Origin of the sequence: Streptomyces sp. F63, from assembly GCF_018070345.1 — a bacterium.
In the GTDB taxonomy this organism is placed as follows: Bacteria; Actinomycetota; Actinomycetes; order Streptomycetales; family Streptomycetaceae; genus Streptomyces.
Window position 1 is genome coordinate 38,080 of record NZ_JAGPXX010000031.1, and the last position, 26,447, is coordinate 64,526.

Below are 26,447 nucleotides of genomic sequence, written 5' to 3' on the forward strand. Positions count from 1 at the left end.
CGTGCACGGGCGGGGGACGGACCGGGTCCCCGCCGCGTCCGGGCGGAAGGGACCGCTGACGGCGATGCAGATCCGCTTGACCGTCCTCGGGCCGCTCAGCGGCCATGCCCCGCGTTCCTGCGACGTGCTCGTCACGGCCCCCGCCGGAACGGCCCTCTCCGCGGTGGCCGGCGGCCTGGCGGCTGCCGTGGCCGCCGGCCACGAGCCCGCGCGCGGCGCGGAGCCAGGCCTCCCGGGCGGCTCCGGCACCCGCGCGGCCGGCGCGGCGCCGGGCTCGGCCTCCGTCGTGCTGTACGCGGGCTCCGAGCGGCTCGACGGCCGCCACCGCGTCCTCGGTGAACCCCCGCTCGTCGACGGCGCGGTGCTGTCCCTGCACGCCCCGGCCCCTCCCGGCGCCCACCCCGGCATCGCCCAGGAGACGGCCGCCCGCGGTGCCGCCCGGCTCCACGTCGTCGCCGGGCCGGACGCGGGCGGGGTCCATCTGCTGCACGGCGGGCAGATCAGGATCGGCCGCTCCGCCGACGCCGACGTGCCGCTCGACGACCCCGACGTCTCCCGGCTGCACTGCGCGGTGACGGTCGCCGAGGACGGCCGGGTGACCGTCGCAGATCTCGGTTCGACCAACGGGACCGCGGTGGACGGCGCGCCGGTGGACGGCCGGCCCCGGCCACTGCCGCCGGGCGCCCTGCTCCGGGTCGGCGAGTCGGCGCTGCGCGTCGAATCCGCCGCGGACCCCGGGCAGGAGACCCCGGCGGCACCGGCGGGACCGGGCGCGGCGCGGCGGCCGGCGGTGCTGCCCGGTTCCCTTCCGGTGACACCGGACGGCGAGGGGCGGCTGCGGGTCGACCCGCCCGGCGCCCCGGCCGCCGGCGGGCGGACGCCTGCCGCGGTCCCCGCCCCCGCCCCGGCTGCCGGAGCGGCGGACCCGGGCGGCACCCGGGACCCGGGCGGCCCGCGCGGGGACGGGGAGCAGGAGCGCGGCGGCCCGTACGGCCGGGCCGGTGACCACGCCCCGCGGGAACCGTACGCCGCGGCAGAACGGGAGCACGCCGAACACGGGCGCGGTGAGCCCGGATACGGCGAATCCGGGTACAGCGGCGCCGGAGACGACGGCCGGGGTCCGTCCGGCCGGGCACCGCTGCTGCCCGGCCAGCGGAACCCGGGCCGGAGCCCGGCTCCGTCCGTGCCCGGCGAGCGGCCCGACGGCCCCCGGGAGCACACGGTGGCCGGGCACGGCGACAGCCCCCTTCCGTACGGGCGCCCCGCGGGTGAGACCCGGACCGCCGAGGGCAGCGGCGCCTTCCGCGCCCCCGCCGGGGCACCGGCGGGGGCGCACGGCGGCGGCCGGCCCGGTACACGGCCCGGGGAGCACGGGGCTCCGGACCGCCGCGCGGGGCGCCGCGGCCGCGGCATAGGAGCCTGGGCCCGCCGCCTGGCCGGCGGACGCGCCGAGGACGGTGTCGCGGCGGCGGACCGGCCGGCGGACGCCCCCGGCCCGTCCCCCGCCGCGGCCGCCGCGCCGCACCGGCGCTGGCCCGACCCGTCCGAGATCCTGCTCACCGCCCTGGGCCCCGGCCCGCGGCTGTGGGAGCGCGGCTCCGGCCACCCCGACGCGCTGGTGGTCCGGCTCGGCACGGCCGACCGCGCGGGGGTGTTCTCGTTCCCCGTCACCGTCGGACTGCGGCAGGCCGGTTCGCTGGGCCTGGCCGGTCCGCGCGCCCGGCTGGCCGGGCTGGCGCGGTCCGTCGTCGCGCAGCTGGCGGCGCTGCACTCCCCCGCCACCCTGGAACTCGTCCTGATCAGCGCCGACCCGGCGCGGGACGTCCGGGAGCGGATGGCCGCCTGGGCCTGGCTCGGCTGGCTGCCCCAGCTGCGTCCGGCGCACGGCCAGGACTGCCGGCTGCTGCTCGCCTACGACCAGGAGCAGGCCGCGGCCCGGATCGCGGAGCTGGCCCGCCAGGTGGAGGAGGAGCCGCGCGCCGGGACGGGCGGTCACGGCAGTGGCGGAGCGACCGCACGGGAGGACGGCTCGTACACCGTGGTGGTCCTGGACGGCGATCCCGGTTCCCCCGAGCTACGGGATGCCACGGCCCGGCTGGCGCTGGCCGGTCCGGCCGCCGGCGTCCATCTCGTCTGTGCGGTGGAGACCCCCGCGGCCTCGCCCGCGGCTCCGCTGCTGGCCAACTTCGAGACGGCACGCTCGGTCTCCCCCGCCTTCGGGGAGTGCGGCTCGGTGGCGATGCTCAGTGGCGAGGTGGCCACAGCGCTCCGGCTGATACACCTCCCGGCCGACCGGCGCGGGGCGCACGGGGCGGCCGGTCCCGCCGCACCCGCCGCGGACACCGCCGGGGCCCCCCACGGCGTCTGCGGGGAGCAGGGTCCGCACGGCACCCCGGCGGGGACGACCGGATCCGGCGGTCCGCGTCCGGCCGGTCCGGCGGACACCCATGGCCTGTCCTCCCGCCCGGCGCCGGTGCGGCACGCCGCGGGCGGGCGCCGGCCCGGGGTGCCGGACAACGGCACGGCCGCGATCGCCGACGCCGTGTCCGCCGCCTGGGCCGAGCGGTTCGCCCGGTCGTTGGCGCCGCTGCGGCTGCCGGACGCCGGGTCGGGTGCGAGCGGCCCGGGCGGATCGCGCCGGGTGGCGGTGAAGCTCCCCCGCGCGGCGCGGCTGCTGGACGAGCTGGGGCTGGCTCGTGCGACCCCCGCCTCCCTGACGGCCCGCTGGGCCGCCGCGGCCGACCCCGGGACGCCGCCGGGCGGCCGGCTCTGCGCGGTGCTCGGCGCGGGACCGCACGGCCCGCTCACCGTGGACGTGGCCGCGGAGGGCCCGCACCTGCTGGTCGAGGGCGGTGCGGGCAGCGGCAAGACGGAGCTGCTGCGGTCGCTGGCCGCCTCGCTGGCCGCGGCCGACCGGCCGGACCGGCTGGCGATGGCCCTGGTGGACGGTGGCGGACTGCGTTCCCCGCAGCCGGAGGCGCGCGGCGAGGGGTTGCGCGCCTGCACGGACCTCCCCCATGTGACGACGTATGTGACCGGAGTCGACCCGGTGCGGATGCGGGCCTTCGCGCAGGCGCTCAGCTCGGAGCTGAAACGGCGGGCCGAACTGCTGGACGGGCTGGACTTCACCGCGTGGCACACCCGGTGGGCGGGCCACGCGGAGCGACCGGTGCGGCGTACCGCGGAGCGCCGGGGCGGCGACCGGCGGAGCGGTGATCTGGAGCCGGAGGCCGGCGGCACGCTGAAGCTGCGGATCCGCGGCGGGGGCCGTCCCGGGGAGGGCGGCGCCCCGGCAGCGGGCGGCACCCCGGCAGCGGGGCTCACCCCGCCCGCCGCGTCCGGGAGTTCCTCCGGTGGCACGGTCCCGGCTCCGGCCCGGAGTGCGCGGGGCGGGGCGGCCGCCGGGGCGGAGCCGCAGGTCCGGGCGGTGGCCGGTCCGGAGGCGCTGCCCCGGCTGGTGGTGCTCGTCGACGACTTCGACGCCCTGCTCTCCCCCGCGCTCGGCAGCACCGGCCGCCCGGCGGCCGGCTCCGTGGTGCGGGCGCTGGAGGCGGTGGCCCGGGAGGGTGCCCGGCTGGGGGTTCATCTGATCGCGGCGACCGGCCATCCGGAGCGCACGGCCGGCACCGCCGCGGCGGAGGCGGCCGGGATGCGGGTCTCCCTGGAGGTGCTGCCCGCCGTGACCGACGGGCCGGAGAAGGCGGAGGCGACGGCGGGGCGCGGCCGTCTGGCCGGCCGGGACGGCGCGGTCGTCTGGTTCCAGGCGGGCCGGGTCACCGGCCGCATCCCGCGGACGGCCACCCAGCGGCCGACGGTGGTGCCGCTCGACTGGGCGCGCATGGGCGATCCCCCGGCGCGCCGCCCGCTCCGCGAACTGGGCAACGGGCCGACCGACTTGGCGCTGCTGGCCAGTGCCCTGCAGCGGGCGGCCGAGTCCGCCGACGCGGCTCCGGCCCCGCCGCTGGTCTGAACGGGACCGGACCCGCCGCGGCGCCCGCGCGCCGCGGACGGGCGCGGGCGTCCGTTGCCCGGGCACGACCTCCCGCCGCCCGGCGCCCGTTCACCACCCCGGAAGAGGCCGGGTACCCCGTGACGGCTCTTCCGAACAGGCTTTCCGGGCCGCGTTCCCACTCCTGGGCGAGCCGGCCTGACTGCCCATCACAGCCCGGTCACGATCAGCCCGTTGATCTCCGCTCCGGTATTGCGACCGCTCTCCCCGGGGGCATAGGACTGTCGCACAGTACGTACGGGACGAGCCCCGTGCGGTCGCCCGGCGGACCCGGGTGCCCGCACACGGGCCGGCCCCCTCACGGGGGTTCACGGGTGGGGCCCTGGCGGGACCCAGGAGAGGTCGGGCACGATGCGCACAACTCTCACCACCGCGAACAGAGCGGCACGCGGAGCACGCTCCGCCGGCAGGAACACCACACGCACCACACGGGCCGTACTGGCCGCCGTCACCGCGAGCGCGCTCGCGCTCACCGCCGCGGGCTGCGGCGGCGGCGAAGGCGACGGGAAGGACGGCGAGAGCGGGGGTGACGGCAAGAGCGCCGTCACCGTCGACCTGCCGAAGCTCACCGGTGAGAAGCTCCAGGTCGCCGCCGTCTGGACGGGGACGGAGCAGAAGAACTTCAAGGCGGTGCTGGACGAGTTCGAGAAGCGGACCGGTGCCGAGGTCTCGTTCGTCCCGACCGGCGACTCCATCTCCACCTTCCTCGGTACCAAGATCGAGGGAGGACAGCCGCCGGACATCGCGCTGCTCCCGCAGGTCGGCGCGCTCAAGCAGTTCGCGGCCCAGGGCAAGCTGAAGCCGGCCGGCGAGGAGGCCCAGGAGCAGCTGGAGAAGAACTTCTCCCAGGGCTGGCGGGATCTCGGCGCCCACGAGGGCAAGCAGTACGGCGTCTACTTCAAGGCCGCCAACAAGTCCCTGGTCTGGTACAACACCGCGGCCTTCGAGAACGCGGGCGTGGAGGAGCCGGGGAGCTGGGACGAGTTCCTCGACACCGCCCGTACCATCTCCGACTCCGGGGTGGCGCCGGTCTCCGTCGGCGGCGCGGACGGCTGGACGCTCACCGACTGGTTCGAGAACGTGTATCTCTCCCAGGCCGGTCCGGAGAAGTACGACCAGCTCGCCGAACACGAGATCAAGTGGACCGACCCCTCCGTGAAGGAGGCGCTGGAGACCCTCGGTGAGCTGTTCGGCGACAAGACGCTCATCGCGGGCGGCCCGAACGGCGCGCTGCAGACCGAGTTCCCGAAGTCCGTCACCCAGACCTTCGCGGGCGGTGACGCCCCGGACGCCGCCATGGTCTACGAGGGCGACTTCGTGGCCGTCAACATCACCTCCGACACCAAGGCGGAGATCGGCACCGACGCCAAGGTGTTCCCGTTCCCGGCCGTGGGCGAGGACTCGCCGGTGGTCAGCGCCGGGGACGTCGCCGTCGCGCTCAAGGACGGCAAGGGCCCGCAGGCCCTGCTGACCTTCCTCGCCTCGACGGACGCCGCGGAGATCTGGGCGAAGGCCGGCGGCTTCATCTCGCCCAACAAGGAACTGGACCTCAAGGTCTACCCGGACGACGTCCAGCGCGACATCGCCAAGGCCCTGATCGACGCCGGGGACGACTTCCGCTTCGACATGTCCGACCAGGCGCCGGCCTCCTTCGGCGGCACCAAGGGCGAGGGCGAGTGGAAGGCCCTCCAGGACTTCCTCAAGAACCCCGACGACGTGGCGGGGGCCCAGAAGCGGCTCGAAGCGGAAGCCGCCAAGGCCTACAAGGACTGACGGGCGGCCGCCACCGATGACGACAGCGACCGCGGGGGGCGCGGCCACACCCGGCGCCCCGCCCCCCGTCACCAAGAAAGGCGTCACCGGCACCCGGGTGTGGATCGCGGCGTGCTTCCTGCTGCCCGCGCTGGTGCTGCTGGGCGCGCTCGTGGTCTACCCGATCGGGTACTCCGTGGTGCGGAGCTTCTTCGACACGGACGGCACCGCCTTCGTCGGCCTGGACAACTACGGCGAGCTGTTCTCCGACCCCGGCACCCGCACCGCGCTCAAGAACAACCTGGTCTGGGTGATCGTCGCCCCGGCCGTCTCCACGGCACTCGGCCTGATCTACGCCGTGCTGACGGAGCGGGTCCGCTGGGGCACCGCCTTCAAGATGATCGTCTTCATGCCGATGGCGATCTCCATGCTGGCGGCGGGCATCATCTTCACCCTCGTCTACCAGCAGGACCCGGAGCGCGGCGTCGCCAACGCCGTGTGGACGGGCATCCACGACACCTTCTCCGAATCCTCGGCCTATCCGGGCGCGCGGCCGCGCCCGAACACGGGGATCGGGAAGACGGCGGGCGGCTCCTTCACCACCGAGGAGACCGTACGGGCCGGGGACCCGGCCGGCCTGCCGCTCGTCGGCATCCCGCCGGCCGAGATGCCGGAGGACGCGGCCCAGGCCGTCGCCGCGAAGCCGGAGGGGGACAAGGTCACCGGCACCGTCTGGCTCGACTTCACCCCCGGCGGGGGCGGCGAGGCCGGGGTGATCGACCGGGGCGAGAAGGCCCTGGCCGGGGTGAAGGTCGAGGCGGTCCGGGACGGTGAGGTCGTCGCGAGCGCCGAGTCCGGCGAGGACGGGAGGTACAGCCTGCCCGCGAAGGCCGCCGGCGCCCAGCTGCGGCTGCCCGGCTCGAACTTCGCGGCGGCGTACAACGGCGTCAACTGGCTGGGCCCGAACCTCGTCACCCCCGCCATCATCGGCAGCTACATCTGGATGTGGGCCGGTTTCGCCATGGTCCTCATCGGGGCGGGGCTGGCGAGCGTCCCGCGCGAGCTGATGGAGGCGGCGCGGGTGGACGGGGCCAACGAGTGGCAGGTCTTCCGCAAGGTGACGGTGCCGCTGCTGGCACCGGTCCTGGCGGTGGTGACCGTCACCCTGATGATCAACGTCCTGAAGATCTTCGACCTCGTCTACATCCTCGCGCCCGGCGCGACGCAGAGCGACGCCAACGTGCTGGCCCTCCAGCTGTACCTGCTGTCCTTCGGCACCGATGCCGAACAGGGCGTCGGCAGCGCGATCGCCGTGGTCCTGCTGCTGCTGGTGGTGCCGGTGATGGCGTTCAACATCCGCCGCATGCGAAGGGAGCGACGCCCGTGAGCGCCTCGACGGATCCGGGCCCCGGGGGCACGGCGGAACGGAAGGGTCCGGGCGGCCCGGACGACCCGGGCGGCCCCGGTGGCCGGAGCGGCCCGGCGGTGGCGAAGACGGCGGACGTGCCCGGCCCGCGCGGGCCCGCGGGTGCGTCCGGCCCGTCCGCCCCGTCCACCGGCTCCGGCCCGAGCAGGCCCTCGTTCGGCTCACGCCTGGTGGCCCGCACCGGCGGCGGGCTCGTGCAGGCCGTCCTGCTGCTGATCGCCCTGTTCTGGCTGACGCCGACGATCGGCCTGCTGGTCTCCTCCCTCCGCGAGACCTCGGACATCGCCACCAGCGGCTGGTGGACGGTCTTCACCGAGCCCGCGCAGCTCACCGTGGACAACTACGCCAACCTGCTCGGGAACGAGGACATCACCACCTCGCTGTGGACGACCGTGGCGATCACGGTGCCGTCCACGGTGCTCGTCATCGTCATCGGCGCCCTGGCGGGCTACGCCTTCGCCTGGCTGGACTTCCCGGGCCGGGACTGGGTGTTCATGGTGGTCGTGGGGCTGCTGGTGGTACCGGTGCAGGTGGCGCTGATCCCGGTGTCGAAGCTCTTCAACACCCTGGGGATCTTCCAGACGCTGGCGGGCGTGGTCTTCTTCCACGTCGCCTTCGGCCTGCCGTTCGCCGTCTTCCTGCTGCGCAACTTCTTCGCGGAGATCCCGCGCGAACTGCTGGAGGCGGCCCGGCTGGACGGAGCGGGCGAGATCCGGCTGTTCACCCGGGTCGTGCTGCCGCTGGGCGGCCCGGCGATCGCCTCGCTGGGCATCTTCCAGTTCCTCTGGGTCTGGAACGACATGCTGGTGGCGCTGATCTTCGCGGACCCCGGCTCACCGCCGGTCACCGTGGCGCTCCAGCAGCAGGTGCGCCAGTTCGGCAACAACATCGACGTCCTGGCGTCGGGAGCCTTCGTCTCGATGGTGATCCCACTGGCGGTCTTCTTCGCCTTCCAACGCCAGTTCGTCAACGGGGTGATGGCAGGAGCCGTCAAGTAACGGCGGCCGAGCGGACCGGAAACGAACCACACGCTCCGTACGCCGCAGCGGAGTGCGGCGGGGCCTCCGGGCTCCGCCGCACCCCGTGGCCGTGCTCCCGCCGGCCGGCGCAAGGGCGCGTCGGCGGATGCCGTCACGCCCCGACGGCCCGGGGAGTCCGGGGAGTCCGGGGGACGGCGTCGCGCCTCCGGTGGCGATCGACGCCGGCAGCGGGCAGACCGTGCAGACCCGCGCCACGACGCCGGGCCCCGGGAACGCCGCCCGGGTCAGGCCGGGCGGCGTTCCAGGACCTCGCCGGTCCTCGCGTCCACCACGTTGACGGTCACCGACTCGTCGGTCACGCCGAGGACCCCGATCGTCCAGACCGGATCGCCGTTACGGCGCTCCAGTTCCATGGCGGTGGCGACCTCGCCCTTCTTCGTGTCGGCCACTTCGCGGGCCGCCTCGTCCGGCAACAGCACCGTCTCCTCCAGCAGCCGTTTCAGTTCCTGCCGCTCGGAGCCCGCCAGGGCCGGACCGGGACGCTTCCCCAGCACCTCACCGCGGGTGGCCCCGAGCCGGACCGTCTGCAGTCGTCCGTCCCGCTCCGCGATCCGGCTCTCCCACACGGGCGCATCCGACTCGGGTTCCCTGAGGTGCAGGGCGACCAGCTCGCCTCCGGTCACCTCGGCCGCGGACAGGCGAACGGCACGCCCCTGATCGATCTCGACCATCTCGAACCGTTCGGCGGGCTCGTTCAGCGGATCGTCGCGGCCGCAACCGACCAGCAGCGACACCACGGCAACCGGCACGCACAGAACTGCGGCGAGCCGCCTCCACACCCCGTCCCGGCACCTGACTCCCATCGTTTCCATGCAGGCTGACTATCCGCCTCGCGCGGAACCAGTCACGCACAGGGGGAGAATTCACTGCGGTGCATCCTCGCGGCACCGGCTGATCGCGGTATCTCTGCGCCGGTGAACCGCTCGGCGCCGGCGGGACGCCCCCGGCCCGGGCCTGCTCCGCACCGGCGGCGAGCGCCGGCCCCGACCTGCGCCGTGCCTCCCGCTCGCCGCGCCGACGCCGCGACCGGTCCGCGCGGCCTCTCCGGTGGGGTCCCGGCCTCCGTTGCGACCGGGCGGCGAGGAGCGGCACCCGGCCCGGGCGTCGCCGCCGGCAGCCACCGGGCGCGCCCCAACACCGACCCTTTACCGGAATATTATCTTTGTTCCTATGGACGACGGTATGCCGCAGCCGGTGCCCGCCGGGCAGATCAGTGTGATCGTGATCGGCTACAACGACGCGGCGCACATCAGGAGTGCGGTGCGCTCCGCCCTCGGCCAGGGCCCCGCCGTCCGGGAGGTGGTCGCCGTCGACGACGCCTCCGCCGACGGCACCGGCGCCGTGCTCGACCGGATGGCGGCCCGCGAGCCCCGGCTGCGCGTGCTGCACCGGGCCGTCAACAGCGGTGGCTGCGGCAGTCCCCGCAACAACGGGCTCCGGCAGGCCACCGCCCCGTACGTGATGTTCCTCGACAGCGACGACGTGCTGCCGCCGGGCGCCGCCGACGCCCTCCTCGCGGCAGCCCGCCGGCACGCGGCGCCGGTCGTCGCGGGCGCCTGCCTCCGGCGGGAACTGCCGCAGCGGCGCGACACGCGCTGGCAGCGCGCGCTCTATCTCGCGGAGGCCGTCCACGACGCGCCGGAGCTGCAGCCGCGCCTCGTCCGCGACACCCTCTGCGTCAACAAGCTGTACGACCGGGCCTTCCTCACCGAACACGGCATCACCTTCCCCGAAGGACCGTTCCGCTACGAGGACTTCGTCTTCACCGCCCGGGTGCTGGCCGCCCGCCCCCGCGTCGCCGTCATTCCCGGCACCGTCTACATCTGGCACGTCCGCCGCGCCGCCGCCCGGCCGTCGATCTCGCTGGACCGGGACCGGGTGGACGGCTGGCGGGCCCGGCTGACGGCGCACCGGCTGGCCGTGGACACCCTGGAACGTGCCGGGCAGCGGCGGCTCGCGCACGCCGCCCGGGTGAAGTTCCTCAACCACGACCTGCGGATGTACCTGCGGGAGCTCGGCCGGCGCGACGAGGACCACCGCCTGGCCTGGTGGGACCTCGCCCGGGAACACCTGGAGTCGTTCGGCGAGGAGGACCTGCTCGCGGCCCGCCCGCCCGCACGGTGGAGTGCCCGGGTGATCGCGGCCTCCGGCCACCCCCGCGATGTGGAGCGGCTGGCCGGGCTCGCCGTCCACCCGCCCCGGCTGCTGCCCCCGTACGCGCGCGTCGACGGCCGGCCGGTGTGGGCGGTCGATCTGCCGGCCGTTCCCCTCGACCAGGTGGACGAGACGCCCCTGTACCGGCTGCCGATCACCGTCGACGCGGTGCTCCGCGTACACGACCGCGGTGCCGCCCGGGGCAGCGGACACGGCAGGGACGACGGAGGCGGAAACGGCGACCGGACCGGTCCGGGGAGCGCAGGCGGCAGCGAGGCCGCAGGGGCGACGGGCCCCGCCCGGTCCCGGCTGCGGCTCGCCCTCCGCGTCCACGAGATGTACGGACGGCTGGCGGCCGCCGGGGGCCCGGCCGTCATCGATGTCGAGTTGCGCCACCACGACGACGGCAGGCTGGGGCAGTCCCGGAACGCCGTCCTCTCCCGGGCCGACACCGCCGCACCGTCCTGGACCGCCGAGGTCCTGCTCGATCTCGACGCCCTGGGCACCGCCGGCCGGCCCTCCGCCGCGGGGCCCGGAGGAACGCGGGAGATCTGGGACGTCCGGGTCAGGATCCGCTGCGCCGGCGGCGGTTCGGTCTACACCGGCGTACGGGCCACCGGGCCGCTGCCGCGGCGCGGGGTGGCGGCGGGCCGGCACGGTCTGCTGCTGGTGCACCCGGTCGAGGCGGCGGGGGGCTCGCTCGCGCTGCGGGTGGCGCGCGGGCCGCGCAGCGCGCTCCGGATCGCGGGGCGGGCGCTGCGCCGGGGGCTGGCCGAACGGTCGTGAGCGCGCCGTCGCCGCCGCCCGCCCTTCCTGCCCGCCCCGTCGTCCCGCCCCCGCCGCTCCCCGTTCCCGGTTACGGCTCCGGTTACCGCTCCGGCCACCGCTCCGTCAGCGGTCGATCTCGTCGAACAGGGCTTCCCAGCGGTCGAGCACGGCGGGGAGCGCGAGCTGGGCGACGTGCTCCCGTGCCGCGCGCCCGAGGCGCTCCCGCAGCGCTCCGTCCGTCACCAGGTCGCGCAGCGCGGCGGTGAACGCCTCCTGATCGCCGGGCCGCACCAGCCTGCCCGTGCGGCCGTCGGCGACCAGTTCCCGCACCCCGTCCGAGAGGTCGAAACTCACCGCGGGGACCCCGCAGGCGGCCGCCTCCGCCACGGCCATCGGGCGCCCTTCGCGCTCGCTCGTGAGTGCCAGCACGGACAGTTCCCGGTAGGCGGCGGCGACATCGCGCACACTCCCGCGGAAGACGACCTTCCCCGCGCAGCCGAGCCGGGCGGCCCGCCCGCGCAGTTCGGGTCCCAGCGGCCCGTCGCCGAAGAGGTGCAGCTCCCAGCCGGGCCGGTCCGGGGCGATCTCCGCGAAGGCGTCGATCAGCCGGTCCAGCCGCTTGATCTCCTCCAGCCTGCCGACGGCGCCGATCCGGCGGGTGTCGAGCGGGGCGGGCGTGGGGGGCGGTGTGAAGGGCAGCGGATTGGGCATCACGGCGGCGTTCGGCAGCCGCTGCCGGCGGAAGTCGGCGGCGTCGCCCTCGCTGAGGAAGAGGGCCTTCTCCAGCTTCGGGTAGTGCCGCAGGATCAGCCGGAGGTTCGCCGAGGCGCGTGCCTGCGCGAACGATTCGTGGTATTGGCCGATGCTCTTGAGCTGCGGCCGGTCCACGGCGGACAGCCAGTCCACGGCCCAGGGCGAGCCGATGACGACGTACCCCCGGTCGGCGGTGGCGAACCGGGCGGCCAGCCGGGCCCGGGCCCGGTCGCGTTCCGCGCGGCGCGCCCGGGTCTCCAGCAGACGGTCGGGGGCGAGGCGCTCGGTGAGGCTGCGGGCCGGGCGGAGGGGCGAGGCGGGGACGGAGTAGAGCGTGGTCTGCCGGTAGGCGGGGTCGGGGTGGTAGCGGTACGGCTCCGGGCTCGGCCGGATGCCGATCAGTTCCGTGCGGTGGCCGCGCTCGCCGAGCCCCTGGGCGAGGGTGTGCAGCACGCGCTGGGAGCCCCCCATCGAGTCGACGTCGATGCCCACGAGGAAGACGGTGCGCGCGCGGGCCGCCGCCGCGCCGGCTCCGGCGCGTACGCCCCTGTGTGCGCCCCCGTGTGCGCCGGAGGCCCTGCCCCCGCTCACCGTGCGCCCCCTTCGAAGAACCGGTCGACCACGGCCTTGCTCTCCCGGCCGGTGTCCCGGGAGGCGAACATCTCCCGGAAGCGGGCGTACGCCCCGGCCCATTCCTCGGTCACCCGGTCGAGGTCCCGTACCGCCGCCACCAGTTCCGCGGTGGTCGCCGGCATCGGCCCCGGGGCGATGTCCGGCAGGTCGTAGTACGTGCCACGCGAGCCGCCGCTGTACTCCTCGTAGTCGTCGGTGAAGAGCAGGATCGGCCGGCCCAGGGCGGCGTAGTCGAACATCAGCGAGGAATAGTCCGTCACCAGCGCGTCGGAGGCCAGCAGCAGGTCGTTGACGTCGGTGAAGCCCCGGCCGTCGCGGATCGCGTGTCCCAGCTCCGGCGGCACGGTGAACCGGTCGTAGGCGTGCGGGCGGACCACCACGGTCCACTCCTCCCCCACGCCCTCCGCCAGTTCGGCCAGGTCCACCCGGATCGAGTCGCCGCTGCCGCGCAGCCCGTCCCGGAAGGTCGGCGCGTAGAGCAGCACCCGGCGGCCGTCCGGGATCTGCAGCCGGTGGCGGGCGGCCGCGGCCCGGTCCCGCTGCGCGGGTTCGTTCCAGCGCACCAGGACGTCGTTGCGGGGCAGCCCGCAGCGCAACAGCTCACCCGTGTAGTGGTTGGCCCGGACGAAGGTGCGCTCGAACTCCTCGCTGGGCGCGATCAGCACGTCCCAGCGCGCCACCATCTCCCGGTGCCTCCGGCGCCGTTCCTCACCGCCCAGCCGCAGTTCGGGGGTGTCGAAGCCCATGTGCTTGAGGGCCTGGCCGTGCCAGGTCTGCAGATAGCGGGTCTCCGGGCGCTTGGCGTAGACGGAGGGGATGCCGTGCGAGTCCACCCAGTACCCGGCCCGGGCGAGCGTACGGACGTACGCCCAGCTGCCGCGCCGGACGAGCGGCACCCCGGGTGGGAAGGACGAGCGGTCCCCCGCGTACGACCACACGCTCCGGTACGGCAGCCCGCGCCGCACCAGCTCCTCGTGGATGTAGCGGGGACTGTCGGTGTAGCCGGCGCCCTCCATCGCCTCGAAGAGCACGAGGCGCCGGTCGACGGGCAGCCGCCACAGCTCGCGCTCCACCATGGCCTTCAGCCGGGGACTCGCCAGCCGCCGCCGCAGCCGCCGCACCCTGCGATGGACGGGACCCAGCCGGGGCGCCAGCCCGGCCGCGAGGCGCAGGGCGCCGGCACGCCGCCAGCGGAACTCCAGCCGCCCGGCTCCCCGCTCCTCGCAGGCGACGCGCAGTTCGTGGCCGCAGAGCGGTCCGGCCCGGGGCAGCGCCGTCCGCAGGGGCCGCAGATCGAGTGGGGCCAGCAGCGGATCCCGGCGGGTGAGCCCGTGCCGGGTGAGGACGATCACCGGGTGGCGGCGGCCGGCGAAGCCCTTGGCCCGGAGGGGCACGCGGCGCGGGTCGAGGAGGAGTTCGGCGGTGTACTCCGCGCCGGTGACGCCGGTGACGCCGGTGCCGGTGCCGGTGCCGGCCGTTCCCGGCTCCCCCGGCTCCCCCGGCTTCGTCCGGCGGTAGCGGAAGGGCACCTTCAGGGGGGCGGCCCCGCCCGCGCTCAGCCACAGCTCGGCCGCCAGCCCGTCCTCCCGGCCCGGCGTGCCGGCGGTGTCCGCCAGCAGTCCCGCCGGGTCGTGGGTGCGCAGGCGGACCCGGAGCAGCGGCCCGTCGGGGGCCAGTTCCTCGATCTCGTGCCGTATCCGGCCGCCGGCGAACGGCTGTTCCCCGAGCCGCCACTCGGTGATGTCCAGATCGGCGGCCGCCTCCGTCCCCGCGGCCGGAAGGTGTGCGCCCCAGTACAGCCGTCCGGCCCCGTCCCGTACGGCATGGCGCGGGGCGATGCCCGGCCGCCCCAGCCCCCGGGCGCACTGCCGCACCTCCGCGTACCGGCCCTCGCGGAGGAGCCGCAGGCAGACGCGTTCGTCGCGCGGGAGCGACGCCACCGCCTCCGGCGCGAGGCCGTCCAGGTAGGGGACGGTCTCGGACGCGAAGCGCCCCGTCCACTCCGGGCCGCGGAAGGCCAGATCGCCCAGATGGAGGCGGAAGTCGTGCTGCAGGAACTTCCGGTCCTTGGCGGGGCGCAGGTCGGCGTTGCCGCTCTCCTCCAGAAAGGTGTCGATCATCCGGGCCACGGCGATCCGGTCGGCGACGTTCCGGATGCGGTGGCGGCTGGAGGAGATGGACAGCCGAGCCGGATCGGCCGCCAGGTGCCAGATGTAGACGGGCCAGGGGACGACGGCGAACCGGCGGGCCAGAGTGAAGGCGCGCGCGGAGAAGAGCTGGTCCTCGTAGTGGATGCCCTCGGGGAAGCGCAGCCGGTGGCGGGCGATGAAGCCGGCCGCGTACAGCTTGTTGGTGGAGAGGTGGTCGAAGAAGAACTCCGGTGCCTCCCGGATGCCCTCGACCACCCGTTCGTCCGCGAAGAGGTCCGGATACCAGAGGCCGGTGGTGCCGGACTCCTCGTAGAGGCGGGTCACCTCGCCGGTGACGAAGTCAGCGCCGGTGCGCTCGGCGGTGAGCAGCAGCGACTTGCAGGCGTGCCGGGGCAGTTCGTCATCGCTGTCGAGGAACATCAGCCAGGGCGCCCGGGCCTCCTCGATGCCGCGGTTGCGGGGGGCGCTGCAGCCGCCGCTGTTCGCGGGAAGCCGGCAGACCCGCACCCGGTCCGGGTCGGCGGCGGCCAGACGGAGGGCCGTCTCGTGGGTTCCGTCGGTGCTGTGGTCGTCGACGATCACGACCTCGACGGCGTTCAGCGTCTGGGCGAGGACGGATCGCACGGCGGCCGGAAGACGCTCCGCGTCGTTGTAGACGATCACGACCACCGAGACGTCCGGGGGCCGCCTCCCCTCTCCGGTCGTCATGCTCATCCCTGCCTTCCGGACGGGCCGGACACGGAACGGACGGAACGCATCACCGCCGTCCCATCCTACGGATACCCGGACCGATCCGCGCGGGGACGGACGGGCACGGCCTCCCGTACCGGCCCGGCGCGGCCCGGAAGCGACGCCGCGAGGGCGCGAGGGCGCGACGCCGCGAGGGCGGCCCGGGCCAGGAGCCGGACCGCCCTCGCCGAGCGGAGACGGGGCGCCGCCCGCGCGTCCGGGTCAGCGGTGCGCGTGCAGCAGCGTCCGCATGGTGCGCATCGCGACGGAGAGATTGGCCAGGTCGAAGGCGTCCGAGCCGTGGATCTCGTCGAGCGTGGCCCGGGCGCGGGCCAGGATCGCGCTGTTCTTCCGCTGCCAGGCGCCGAAGCGCTGTTCGGGCGTCGAGGTGCCGTTGCCGGCCGCGAGCACATCGGCCGTGAGCGCCGCGTGCGCCGCGTAGAGGTCCTCGCGGATGGCGGCACGGGCCATCGACTGCCACCGGTCGGAGCGCGGCAGTTCGATGATCCGGTCCATCAGCCGGCTGATCCGCAGCCGGTCCCCGAGGTCGTAGTACACCTCGGCGACGTCCAGCGGTGTCTTGTCGGTGCGGTCCGCGATCGCCACGATGTCGAGCGTCGGGAAGGCCGAGGAGAAGCCCGCCACCCGCTCGGCCAGCTCACCCGGCACCCCCGCGGCGGTCAGGTCGTCCAGGTTGGCCTGGTACCACTCCAGGTCCGCTCCCCTGAGCAGCTTGGGCAGCTGGGACCAGACGGCCTCCACGCGCTCGCCGAAGAAGTCGATCGTCTCGGCGATCTCCAGCGGCTGCGGCCGGTTGTTGAGCAGCCAGCGGGTGCCGCGCTCCACCAGCCGCCGGGAGTGCAGCCGGATCCGGGTCTGGACGGCCGCCGGGACGCGGTTGTCCAGCGCTTCCACCGCGTCCCAGACCATGCCCAGGCCGAAGATCGCGCGGGCGGAGGTCTGCGCTCGGACGACCTCCTCCGTCGAGGCTCCGGTCTCCTCCCGCATCCGGTGCAGGAAGGTGGTGCCGGCGCTGTTGACCGTGTCGTTGACCAGCACGGTCGTCACAATCTCGCGGCGCAGCGCATGCCCCTCGACCTGCTCCGGGAACCGTTCGCGCAGCGCCTGCGGGAAGTAGGCGTGCAGCAGCCGCTGGAGATACGGGTCGTCGGGGAGGCTGGTGCCGATGAGCTCCTCCGCCGCGGTGATCTTGTCGTAGGCGAGCAGCACGGCCAGCTCCGGCTGGGTGAGGCCGCGGCCGTTCGCCAGCCGCTCCTTGATCTGCCGGTCGGCGGGCAGGAACTCCAGCGCCCGGTCGAGGTCGCCGGTGCTCTCCAGCCGGCGGATGGCGCGCTGGTGGGCGTGGAGCAGGCTCGGGGCCTGGGTGACGGCGTTGGCCAGCGCGACGTTCTGGGCGTAGTTGTTGCGCAGCACCAGGGCGCCGACCTCGTCGGTCATCGCGGCGAGCAGCTTGTTGCGCTGCTTGACGGTCATGTCGCCGTCGGCCACCACCGCGTTGAGCAGGATCTTGATGTTCACCTCGTGGTCGGAGGTGTCCACGCCGGCGCTGTTGTCGATCGCGTCGGTGTTGACCCGCCCGCCGGTGCGGTCCGGGCCGCCGTGGACGGTGAACTCGATCCGGCCGAGCTGGGTGGCTCCGAGGTTCCCGCCCTCGCCGATGACCTTGGCCCGCACGTCCCGGCCGTCGACGCGGATGGCGTCGTTGGCCTTGTCGCCGACATCGGCGTGGCTCTCCGAGGACGCCTTGACGTACGTGCCGATGCCGCCGTTCCACAGCAGGTCGACGGGTGCGCTGAGGATGGCCTTCATCAGCTCGGCCGGGGTCATCTTGGTGATCCCGTCCTCGATTCCGAGGGCCTCCCGGATGTGCGCGTTCACGGGGACGGACTTCGCGGAACGCGGGTGAATGCCACCGCCGGGCGAGAGCAGCGAGGTGTCGTAGTCCGCCCAGGAACTGCGCGGCAGGTCGAAGAGGCGGCGGCGCTCGGCGTAGGAGACGGCGGCGTCCGGCGTCGGATCGAGGAAGATGTGCCGGTGGTCGAAGGCCGCGACGAGGCGGATGTGCTCGCTGAGCAGCATGCCGTTGCCGAACACGTCCCCGGACATGTCCCCGACGCCGACGACCGTGAAGTCCTCCGTCTGGGTGTCGTGGCCCAGCTCGCGGAAGTGCCGCTTGACGGACTCCCAGGCGCCGCGGGCGGTGATGCCCATGCCCTTGTGGTCGTAGCCCGCGGAGCCGCCGGAGGCGAAGGCGTCCCCGAGCCAGAAACCGTAGGCGGTGGCCACCTCGTTGGCGATGTCGGAGAAGGACGCGGTGCCCTTGTCCGCGGCGACGACGAGGTAGGTGTCGTCCTCGTCGTGCCGGACGACGTCCTCGGGATGGACGACCTCGCCACCGACGAGATTGTCGGTGATGTCGAGCAGACCCGAGATGAAGGTCTTGTAGCAGGCGATGCCCTCGGCCAGCCAGGCGTCGCGGTCCACGGCCGGATCCGGCAGCCGCTTGCCGACGAAGCCGCCCTTGGCGCCGACCGGCACGATGACGGTGTTCTTCACCATCTGTGCCTTGACCAGGCCGAGGATCTCGGTGCGGAAGTCCTCGCGCCGGTCGGACCAGCGCAGCCCGCCGCGGGCCACCTTGCCGAAGCGCAGATGGACGCCCTCCACGCGGGGCGAGTAGACCCAGATCTCGTACGCGGGACGGGGCGCGGGCAGATCGGGGATGGCCTGCGGGTCGAGCTTGAACGAGACGTAGCCGTGCCAGCCGCGGCCGGAGACCGCCGTGCGGACCCCCCTGCCGCTTCCACCATCCGCATGCCGGCCCCCCCTGCCGCTTCCACCATCCGCATGCTGGAAGTGATTGGTCCGCAGCGTGGCGTTGATGACGGTGAGGAAGGAGCGCAGGATGCGGTCCTCGTCCAGGCTCGCCACCTGGTCCAGGGCGCCTTCCAGTTCCTCCAGCAGCCCGTCGGTCAGCTCCCGGCCGGCCCGCTGCCGCTCCGGGGCCATCCGCGCCTCGAACAGGCTCACGAGCAGCCGGGTGGTGTGGACGTTGTGGCGGAGGGTGTCCTCCATGTACTCCTGGCTGAAGGTCGAGCCGGCCTGCCGCAGGTACTTCGCGTAGGCGCGCAGCACCATGGCCTGCCGCCAGGTCAGCCCGGCGCTCAGCACCAGCGCGTTGAAGCCGTCGTTCTCCGCCTCTCCCCTCCAGACGGCGGCGAACGCCTCCTGGAAGCGGTCGCGGGCGTCGTCACCGAGGTAGTCGCCGTCGACCGCCGGCATGCGCAGCCCGAAGTCGTAGATCCAGGCGGTGGTGCGGTCGGCGCAGCGCAGCTCGTACGGGCGTTCGTCGACGACCTCGACGCCCAGCCGCTGGAGCACCGGCAGCACCGCGGACAGCGAGACCTGCTCGCCGGTGCGGTAGATCTTGAAGCGGCGCTCGCCCGGGGCGGCGCCCACCGGCTCGTACAGGCTGAGCGCGAAGTCCCCCTCGCCCGGCGTGAGTTTCTCCAGGTGCTGCAGGTCCGAGACGGCGCTGCGCGGCGAGTGGTCGGCCTTGTAGCCCTCCGGGAAGGCGTCGCCGTAGCGCCGGGCCAGCTCGGCGGCGTACTCCTCGCCGAGCTCCGCGTGGAGCGCCTCGGAGAAGCCGTCGGTCCAGGAGCGGGCGGCCTCGGCGAGGCGGGCCTCGATCCGCTCGGCGTCGGCGTCCGTCAGGTCCGGCAGTTCCGTGCCCTGCGGTACCCGGATGACGAAGTGCAGCCGGGAGAGAATCGATTCTGTGTTCCAGGCGGTGAAGTCGACGCTGGTGCCGCCCAGCTCCTCCTTGAGGATGTCGATCAGCTTCAGCCGGACGGTGGTGTTGAAGCGGTCCCGCGGCAGGTACACGAGGGCCGAGTAGTAGCGTCCGTACTCCTCCTGGCGCAGGTAGAGGCGGAGCCGACGGCGCTCCTGGAGGTAGAGCACGCTGGTGGCGATGGAGCGCAGCTGGGCGACCGGGGTCTGGAACAGCTCGTCCCGCGGGTAGGTCTCCAGGATCTGCAGCAGGTCGCGGCCGTCGTGGCTGTCGGCGTCGACCCCCGCGCCGGAGAGCACCTCGGCGACCTTGCGGCGGACCACCGGCACCCGGGTGACCGACTCGGTGTAGGCCGCGGAGGAGAACAGACCGAGGAAGCGGCGCTCACCGATGACGTTGCCGCGGCTGTCGAACTTCTTGACCCCGATGTAGTCGAGGTAGGAGGGGCGGTGCACGGTGGCGCGGCTGTTGGCCTTGGTCAGCACCAGCAGCCGGTGCTCGCGGGCCTTGGCCCGGGCGTCGGGCGGCAGCCGGCTGAACGAGGACGAGACCGGCCGGCCCTCACGGTCGCGCCGGTGGTTCGGGTCGGAGCGGAGGATGCCGAGCCCGGTGCCGGGAACCGCGCGGAGCGCGTCCTCCTCGCCGCCGCTCTCGCCGGGCACGGACGTCAGCTCGTACTCGCGGTAGCCGAGGAAGGTGAAGTGGTCGGCGGCCAGCCAGCGGAGCAGTTCCCGGGCCTCCTCCACGTCCTGCGCGGGGACGTCCTCGGCCATCGGCTCGGTGTGCAGGCCGTCGGCGAGGCGCAGCGCGGCGCCGTGCATCTTCTCCCAGTCCTCGACGGTCTCCCGGACGTCGGAGAGGATCCGGCGCAGATCCGCGGTGATCTGCTTGAGGTCGGCGCGGTCCGTCTCACGGTCGATCTCGACGTGGATCCAGGACTCGGAGACCGCGTCGAGCGGCTGCTCGCCGGAAGCCCGGTCGGGCCCCAGGACCTCGATCAGCGTGCCGGTGACGTCGCGGCGGACGGGCACCAGCGGGTGCACGACGACGTGGATGCCGCGGCCCTGGCGGGACAGCTCGTTGGTGACGGAGTCGACGAGGAAGGGCATGTCGTCCGTGACCACCTCGACCACGGAGTGGCTGCACGTCCAGCCGTTCTCCTCGACGGTGGGGGTGTACACCCGGACGTTCGCCTTGCCCTGCGGGCGGTTCTCGGCGAGCCGGAGGTGGGAGAGGGCCGCGCCGAGCACGTCGACGGGGTCCCGGTCGACCAGGTCCTCCGCCGCGGTGTGCCGGTAGTAGCGCTGGAGGTAGGCGCTGAGGGCCTCCTCGTCGAGGATTCCGTCGCGGTGGAAACCGGCCGGGCTGCCCCCGGCCGGGCTCTTCTCGGCGACCCGGGCCGCTCGGGCGAGCAGCTCGGCCTTGGCTTCGTCCAGCTTGTTCTGCATGTCGTTCAGGCTCCTGTCGCGCGCCGTTGCGTGACGTGGGTGAGGGTGGCGGTGTGCCGCGACGCGGGGAACGCGGAGGAACCCGTCGCGTCCGGCCTGATGCCGGGATGAGAGCGGACCGGGCCGTTACCGGCCATGGTCGGCCGTGGGGAACGCTGCCGCGATCCGGCGCCGTGGGCCGGCCCGCGGCGCGCCGGGAGGCGCGACACCGCCGCCGGCCCGCGCCACGGGGCGGGGCCCCGATGGCGACGGCCGGACGAAGGGGCGGCGCTGCCCCCGCGGGATATCGCGCTGATCACGGCCCCAGGCTATCGCTCCGCTCACGGGCTGGGTCATCAGCCGATTATTCAGAACACCGGGGAGAAATTTGACGTTGTGGACAGTGACAGCGGAGTCACCGGAGGCATCCCGGACGGCCGCCCGCTCCCGGCCGGTGGGTTGGACGGCGCACTCCGCGGGCAGGGCCGGGGCCGATGGGCCGGCTCCCCCCGGCGCACGCCGGCGCACAGGGACCCGCCGACCCAACCCGCCCGGGACGTACGCCCGTTCAGGGAGTTCACCCGGCTCGGCGACAGACCCGGGTCCGTGCGGCAGCGGAACCGACCGGTGCCCCGGCAGAACCGGCCGGCTCAGCCGACCAGGTCCTCGGCCGCCTCGACCGCCTCGTCGAGGGTGTCCACCACCGGCACCCCGGCCTGCTCCAGACTGCTCCGGCTGTGCGATCCACCGGTGTAGAGCACGGCCTGCGCCCCGATGTGCCGGGCCGCCACGGCGTCGTCCAGCGCGTCACCGATGACCACCACGCGGTGGGCCGGTATCGCACCGAGCGATGTGAGATGGCTCACCATCTGCTCGGCCTTGCCGACATGGGAGGGCCCCCGGCGGCCGTCCACCCGCGTGAAGTGCTCCTCGATGCCGTGGTTCCGGACGATCGGCACCAGGTGTTCGTGCGGGGCGAGGGAGCACAGTGACTGGGTGTGCCCGTCGGCCCGGCGGCGGATCAGCAGTTCCTCGGCCCCCGGGGTCAGCCCCGCACTGCCTGCCCGGGCCCAGTAGTGCCGGTGGAAGACCTCGTCCATCCGCTCCCACTCGCTGTCGGTGGGCAGCCGCCCGAGCAGCCGTTCGTAGAAGCGGGGGACGGGCACGCAGTACAGCTCCCGGTACCGCTCCAGGGTGATCGGCTCCAGGCCGAACTCCGCGAACGAGGCGTTCGTCGCCTCGATCACGGCGTCGATGTCGTGGAAGAGAGTGCCGTTCCAGTCCCACACGATGTGGGCCGTCCGCTGTCCCATGCCCCGAACGGTAGCGGCGGGCACCGACAACGCGGCCGCCGGGGACCGGTACGGTCCGGGCGGCGGTGCGTTTCCGGCCAACCGGTGGCCACCGCGACGACCGGAGCTTCCGCGCGGGGGTCTCCGGACCGCGATGGCCGGAGGGGGGCGCGGTCAGTCCAGCAGACGCTCGATCTCCTGGGTCGCGTACCAGAGCAGTTCGTGGTCCTCGGCGCCGTCCACGGTGAACCGCGCGTCCTCGTCGCCCCGGTCGGCCGCGCCCAGGGCGGCGGCGGCCGCCGCCACATCCGGCTCGGCGTCCTCCGCGTCGATGTGCACGGCCGCCGCCTTGGCCAGCGGCACGGCCGCCCGGATCCGGACCTCGCCCACGGCGGCGGGGTCCAGGGCACGGTCGGGGTCCGCGCTGACGAGGCCGTCCGGAACGTCCAGGGCCACCACGAGCCTGCGGCGGGGGGCACCGGGGTCGACGGCGAGCAGACGCAGCGAGGACTGCGCGGCCCGGCTCAGCGCGGCGTACTCCAGCTCCTCGATGTCGTCGGAGACGTACCACTCGCGCAGCGCGGGCGTGACGGCGTAGGCGTCCAGCGGGGCGGGGCCCAGTTCGCCCGCGCGCCGGGCCTCGGCGAGTCCGGGCAGGGTCATGGGGACGTAGACGCGCATGGCTGCCGTTCTCTCCTGAAGCGCTGGCTGACGGTGCGGCCAGCATACGGGCGGCGTCCCCCTTCGAGTTGCCGGGTCTGCCCGCCCGAGGCCGTGATCCGGGCGCCGTCCGGCCTCTCCGGAGCCACAAACACCCTGGTCAGCCAGGCGGCATCACTCTGATAGGTGAATCTCCGCCGGTCCGGTTCCGGTGGTTCCGCGCGGTTGCGCATCACTTCCCCCGGTCGTTAGAAGTCTCGGCGGAGCGAAGTTACCGTCCGGTAAGAGCCGGGCGCCGACAGAACGGGGCATCACCATGGACGGGATCGGTACGGCCGGAACGGGACGCCGCCCGACGGGGCCGAGCCGCGGACGGAACGGACCACCGGCCCGGCACGATCCGCGCGGCCCCGCCGGCCCGGGCACCGTCCCGGGCGCGACGGCCCGCCGGCGGCGCGAACGCGAACTACTGCCCCGCTACTGGTTCGCCGACCGGCTGCTCCTCACCCTCAGCGGGCAGCGCCCGGTCCACTGGATGCTGGGCCACACCGCCGGACCGGCGTACGAACAGCTGGTGCGGCTCGCCCCACGGGCACCACTCGCCCCGCAGCGGACGGCCGCGCGGGGCAGCCGCCCGGTCCCCGTCGTCGGCCGCTGCGACGAATACCGGCCGCGGCCCGGAGTCATCGAGGCCTACGCCCGGATCCTCACCGGCGACCGGGTACGGGCCCTGGCCTTCCGCCTGGAACACGGCCGCGACGGCCGCTGGCGTTGCTCCGCCGTCGAACTGGGCCCCACCCCCGGCACTCCGGCCGCACCCGGCGGGGCAGAAGCCTGAGGGCACGGCGAAGAGCCGCTCCGGGCGCCGGGGAAGACCATCCGGGGAACTCCCGTGAAGCCACCGGGGCCGGGCACCTCGCGGTGCCCGGCCCCGGTGTGCCAACCGCCCCGTCGCCGGGGCGGCCACGTCACTTCTTGCGGCGGCGGCCCTTCTGGGCCTTGCGGCGCTCGGCGCGGGTCATCCCGTCCGACTCCGAACGAGCCGGCCCCTCGTTCGTGAAGTCGCCCTCGACGACGCCGCCCTCGCCGTCCACGGTCGGGGCGGAGAAGTGCAGCCGGTCCGGACGCTGCGGTGCCTCCAGGCCCTTGGCGCGGATCTCGGGGCGCGGACCGGCTCCGGACACCGCGGGGACGGGCTGCGGCTCCTTGTCGAGCGAGGGCCGCTCCTGCACCGGCACCTCCTCGACCTGCTGCTCCACCTGGACCTCCAGGTTGAACAGATAGCCGACGGACTCCTCCTTGATGCCGTCCATCATGGCCGAGAACATGTCGAAGCCCTCGCGCTGGTACTCCACCAGCGGGTCCTTCTGGGCCATCGCGCGCAGGCCGATGCCCTCCTGGAGGTAGTCCATCTCGTAGAGGTGCTCACGCCACTTGCGGTCCAGGACCGAGAGCACCACGCGCCGCTCCAGCTCCCGCATGATCTCCGAGCCGAGCTGCTCCTCACGGGCCGCGTACTGCTCGTGGATGTCCTCCTTGATCATCTCCGAGATGAACTCGGCGGTGATCCCGAGCCGGTCGCCGGCCGCGTCCTCCAGGTCCTCGATCGTGACCTTGACCGGGTAGAGCTGCTTGAAGGCGCTCCACAGCCGCTCCAGGTCCCAGTCCTCGGCGAAGCCCTCGACCGTCTCCGCGTGGATGTACGCGTCGATGGTGTCGTCCATGAAGTGCTTGATCTGCTCCTGCAGATCCTCGCCCTCCAGGACCCGGCGGCGCTCGCCGTAGATGACCTCGCGCTGCCGGTTGAGGACCTCGTCGTACTTGAGGACGTTCTTGCGGGTCTCGAAGTTCTGCTGCTCCACCTGGGACTGGGCGGAGGCGATGGCGCGGGTGACCATCTTGTTCTCGATCGGGACGTCGTCGGGGACGTTGGCCATCGCCATGACCCGCTCGACCATCTGCGCCTTGAACAGCCGCATCAGGTCGTCGCCCAGCGAGAGGTAGAAACGGGACTCGCCCGGGTCCCCCTGACGGCCGGAGCGGCCGCGCAGCTGGTTGTCGATACGGCGGGACTCGTGCCGCTCGGTGCCCAGGACGTAGAGCCCTCCGTGGCTCACGACCTCCTCGAACTCCGCCTTGACGGCCGCCTCGGCCTTCTCCATGGCCGCGGGAAGCGCCTGCGCCCACTCCTCGGGGTGCTCCACCGGGTCCAGTCCGCGCTGGCGCAGCTCCGCCTCGGCGAGGTCGTCCGGGTTGCCGCCGAGCTTGATGTCCGTACCGCGGCCGGCCATGTTCGTGGCGACGGTGACGGCCCCCTTGCGGCCCGCCTGGGCGACGATCGAGGCCTCACGCTCATGGTGCTTGGCGTTGAGCACCTCGTGGGGCACGCCACGCTTGCTGAGCTGCTGGGAGAGATACTCGGACTTCTCCACGGAGGTGGTGCCGACGAGGACCGGCTGGCCCTTCTCGTGCCGCTCGACGATGTCCTCGACGACCGCGTCGAACTTGGCGACCTCGGTGCGGTAGATCAGGTCCGACTGATCCATCCGGATCATCGGGCGGTTCGTCGGGATGGGCACCACGCCGAGCTTGTAGATCTGGTGGAACTCGGCCGCCTCGGTCATGGCCGTACCGGTCATGCCGGAGAGCTTGTCGTAGAGGCGGAAGAAGTTCTGGAGGGTGATCGTGGCGAGCGTCTGGTTCTCGTCCTTGATGTCCACCTCCTCCTTGGCCTCGATCGCCTGGTGCATGCCCTCGTTGTAGCGGCGGCCGGCGAGGATCCGGCCGGTGTGCTCGTCGACGATCATGACCTCGCCGTCGATGACGACGTAGTCCTTGTCCCTCTTGAAGAGTTCCTTGGCCTTGATGGCGTTGTTGAGGTAACCGACGAGCGGAGTGTTGACCGACTCGTAGAGGTTGTCGATGCCCAGCCAGTCCTCGACCTTGCTGACCCCGGCCTCGTGAATGCCGACGGTGCGCTTCTTCTCGTCGACCTCGTAGTCGCCGGTCTCCTCGATGCCGCGCTGGGGGTTGGCGGGCTCGCCCTTGGTGAGCCGCTTGGCCAGCTTGGCGAAGTCTCCGTACCACTTGGTGGCCTGGTCGGCGGGGCCGGAGATGATCAGCGGCGTCCGGGCCTCGTCCACGAGGATCGAGTCGACCTCGTCGACGATCGCGAAGTTGTGCCCGCGCTGTACCAGCTCGTCCTTCGACCAGGCCATGTTGTCACGCAGGTAGTCGAAGCCGAACTCGTTGTTGGTGCCGTACGTGATGTCGCAGCCGTACTGCTCGCGGCGCTGCGCCGGCGACATGTTGGCCAGGATGCAGCCGACGGACAGGCCCAGGAACTTGTGGACCCTGCCCATCATCTCGGAGTCGCGCTCGGCGAGGTAGTCGTTGACCGTGATGAGGTGAACGCCCTTACCGGAGAGCGCGTTGAGATAGGCGGGGAGCGTACCGACGAGGGTCTTGCCCTCACCGGTCTTCATCTCCGCGACATAGCCGAGGTGCAGCGCGGCCCCGCCCATCATCTGGACGTCGTAGTGCCGCTGGCCGAGGACACGCTTGGCCGCCTCACGGACCGTCGCGAAGGCCTCCGGGAGCAGGTCGTCCAGGCTCTCGCCGTCGGCGTACCGCTTCTTGTACTCGTCGGTGAGCGCCCGCAGCTCGGCGTCGGAGAGATGGACGAAATCCTCTTCGATGGAGTTGACCTGGCCCGCGATGCGGTGCAGCTTGCGCAGGATCTTGCCTTCGCCTGCACGCATGAGCTTGTTGAAGACGGACACTTGGGGTGGTCTCCTTGCCGGTCGGGCCTGGCACGGTCGGGTGCGAGGGCACGACGAG

General features: G+C 73.7%; 13 protein-coding genes. 6 read left to right on the forward strand and 7 right to left on the reverse strand.

The window, feature by feature from the left end:
* The first annotated feature begins 64 nt into the window (after positions 1–64).
* The 4 genes from KBZ10_RS24135 (at position 65) to KBZ10_RS24150 (ending at position 8,185) form a co-directional block, all read left to right on the forward strand.
* Complete coding sequence (locus tag KBZ10_RS24135) at positions 65–3,970, forward strand: FHA domain-containing protein (protein WP_210989824.1); 3,906 nt, start codon at positions 65–67, stop codon at positions 3,968–3,970.
* A 390-nt stretch (positions 3,971–4,360) separates the two neighbouring features.
* A complete protein-coding gene (locus tag KBZ10_RS24140; protein WP_210989825.1) occupies positions 4,361–5,782 on the forward strand; it encodes an ABC transporter substrate-binding protein in 1,422 nt (473 codons plus the stop codon).
* A 16-nt stretch (positions 5,783–5,798) separates the two neighbouring features.
* Positions 5,799–7,148, forward strand: coding sequence for a carbohydrate ABC transporter permease (locus KBZ10_RS24145; RefSeq protein WP_210989826.1), 1,350 nt, complete (start codon positions 5,799–5,801; stop codon positions 7,146–7,148).
* A gap of 98 nt (positions 7,149–7,246) precedes the next feature.
* Entirely contained in the window at positions 7,247–8,185 is a 939-nt protein-coding gene (locus tag KBZ10_RS24150) for a carbohydrate ABC transporter permease (RefSeq protein WP_374223408.1), read from the forward strand.
* A 266-nt stretch (positions 8,186–8,451) separates the two neighbouring features.
* Here the strand turns inward: KBZ10_RS24150 and KBZ10_RS30150 are convergent, their stop codons facing one another.
* Positions 8,452–8,976 (reverse strand): PepSY domain-containing protein, encoded by a 525-nt coding sequence (locus KBZ10_RS30150; RefSeq protein WP_210989827.1) that lies wholly within the window; start codon positions 8,974–8,976, stop codon positions 8,452–8,454.
* Positions 8,977–9,397: 421 nt separating this feature from the next.
* Between KBZ10_RS30150 and KBZ10_RS24160 the strand changes: the two genes are divergently transcribed.
* The gene (locus KBZ10_RS24160) at positions 9,398–11,167 is read left to right on the forward strand and encodes a glycosyltransferase (protein ID WP_210989828.1); all 1,770 of its coding nucleotides are present in this window, start codon (positions 9,398–9,400) and stop codon (positions 11,165–11,167) included.
* Positions 11,168–11,272: 105 nt separating this feature from the next.
* Here KBZ10_RS24160 and KBZ10_RS24165 read toward each other — a convergent pair whose 3' ends face one another.
* The 5 genes from KBZ10_RS24165 to KBZ10_RS24185 all read right to left on the reverse strand — a co-directional run bounded on the left by KBZ10_RS24165 (position 11,273) and on the right by KBZ10_RS24185 (position 22,628).
* A complete protein-coding gene (locus tag KBZ10_RS24165; protein WP_307847580.1) occupies positions 11,273–12,394 on the reverse strand; it encodes a glycosyltransferase in 1,122 nt (373 codons plus the stop codon).
* A 95-nt stretch (positions 12,395–12,489) separates the two neighbouring features.
* Positions 12,490–15,399 (reverse strand): CDP-glycerol glycerophosphotransferase family protein, encoded by a 2,910-nt coding sequence (locus tag KBZ10_RS24170; RefSeq protein WP_247702885.1) that lies wholly within the window; start codon positions 15,397–15,399, stop codon positions 12,490–12,492.
* Positions 15,400–15,636: 237 nt separating this feature from the next.
* Positions 15,637–20,676 (reverse strand): NAD-glutamate dehydrogenase, encoded by a 5,040-nt coding sequence (locus KBZ10_RS24175; protein WP_210989829.1) that lies wholly within the window; start codon positions 20,674–20,676, stop codon positions 15,637–15,639.
* A 629-nt stretch (positions 20,677–21,305) separates the two neighbouring features.
* Positions 21,306–21,968 carry an HAD family hydrolase gene (locus KBZ10_RS24180; protein ID WP_210989830.1) on the reverse strand — a complete coding sequence of 221 codons (663 nt, stop codon included), beginning with the start codon at positions 21,966–21,968 and terminating at the stop codon, positions 21,306–21,308.
* Between the two features lie 153 nt (positions 21,969–22,121).
* Positions 22,122–22,628, reverse strand: coding sequence for a hypothetical protein (locus tag KBZ10_RS24185; RefSeq protein WP_210989831.1), 507 nt, complete (start codon positions 22,626–22,628; stop codon positions 22,122–22,124).
* Between the two features lie 295 nt (positions 22,629–22,923).
* Here KBZ10_RS24185 and KBZ10_RS24190 point away from each other — a divergent pair, with 295 nt between their 5' ends.
* Positions 22,924–23,445 carry an Rv3235 family protein gene (locus KBZ10_RS24190; protein WP_247702886.1) on the forward strand — a complete coding sequence of 174 codons (522 nt, stop codon included), beginning with the start codon at positions 22,924–22,926 and terminating at the stop codon, positions 23,443–23,445.
* Positions 23,446–23,575: 130 nt separating this feature from the next.
* Here KBZ10_RS24190 and secA read toward each other — a convergent pair whose 3' ends face one another.
* Positions 23,576–26,389, reverse strand: coding sequence for a preprotein translocase subunit SecA (secA, locus tag KBZ10_RS24195; protein WP_210989832.1), 2,814 nt, complete (start codon positions 26,387–26,389; stop codon positions 23,576–23,578).
* Positions 26,390–26,447 lie beyond the last annotated feature (58 nt).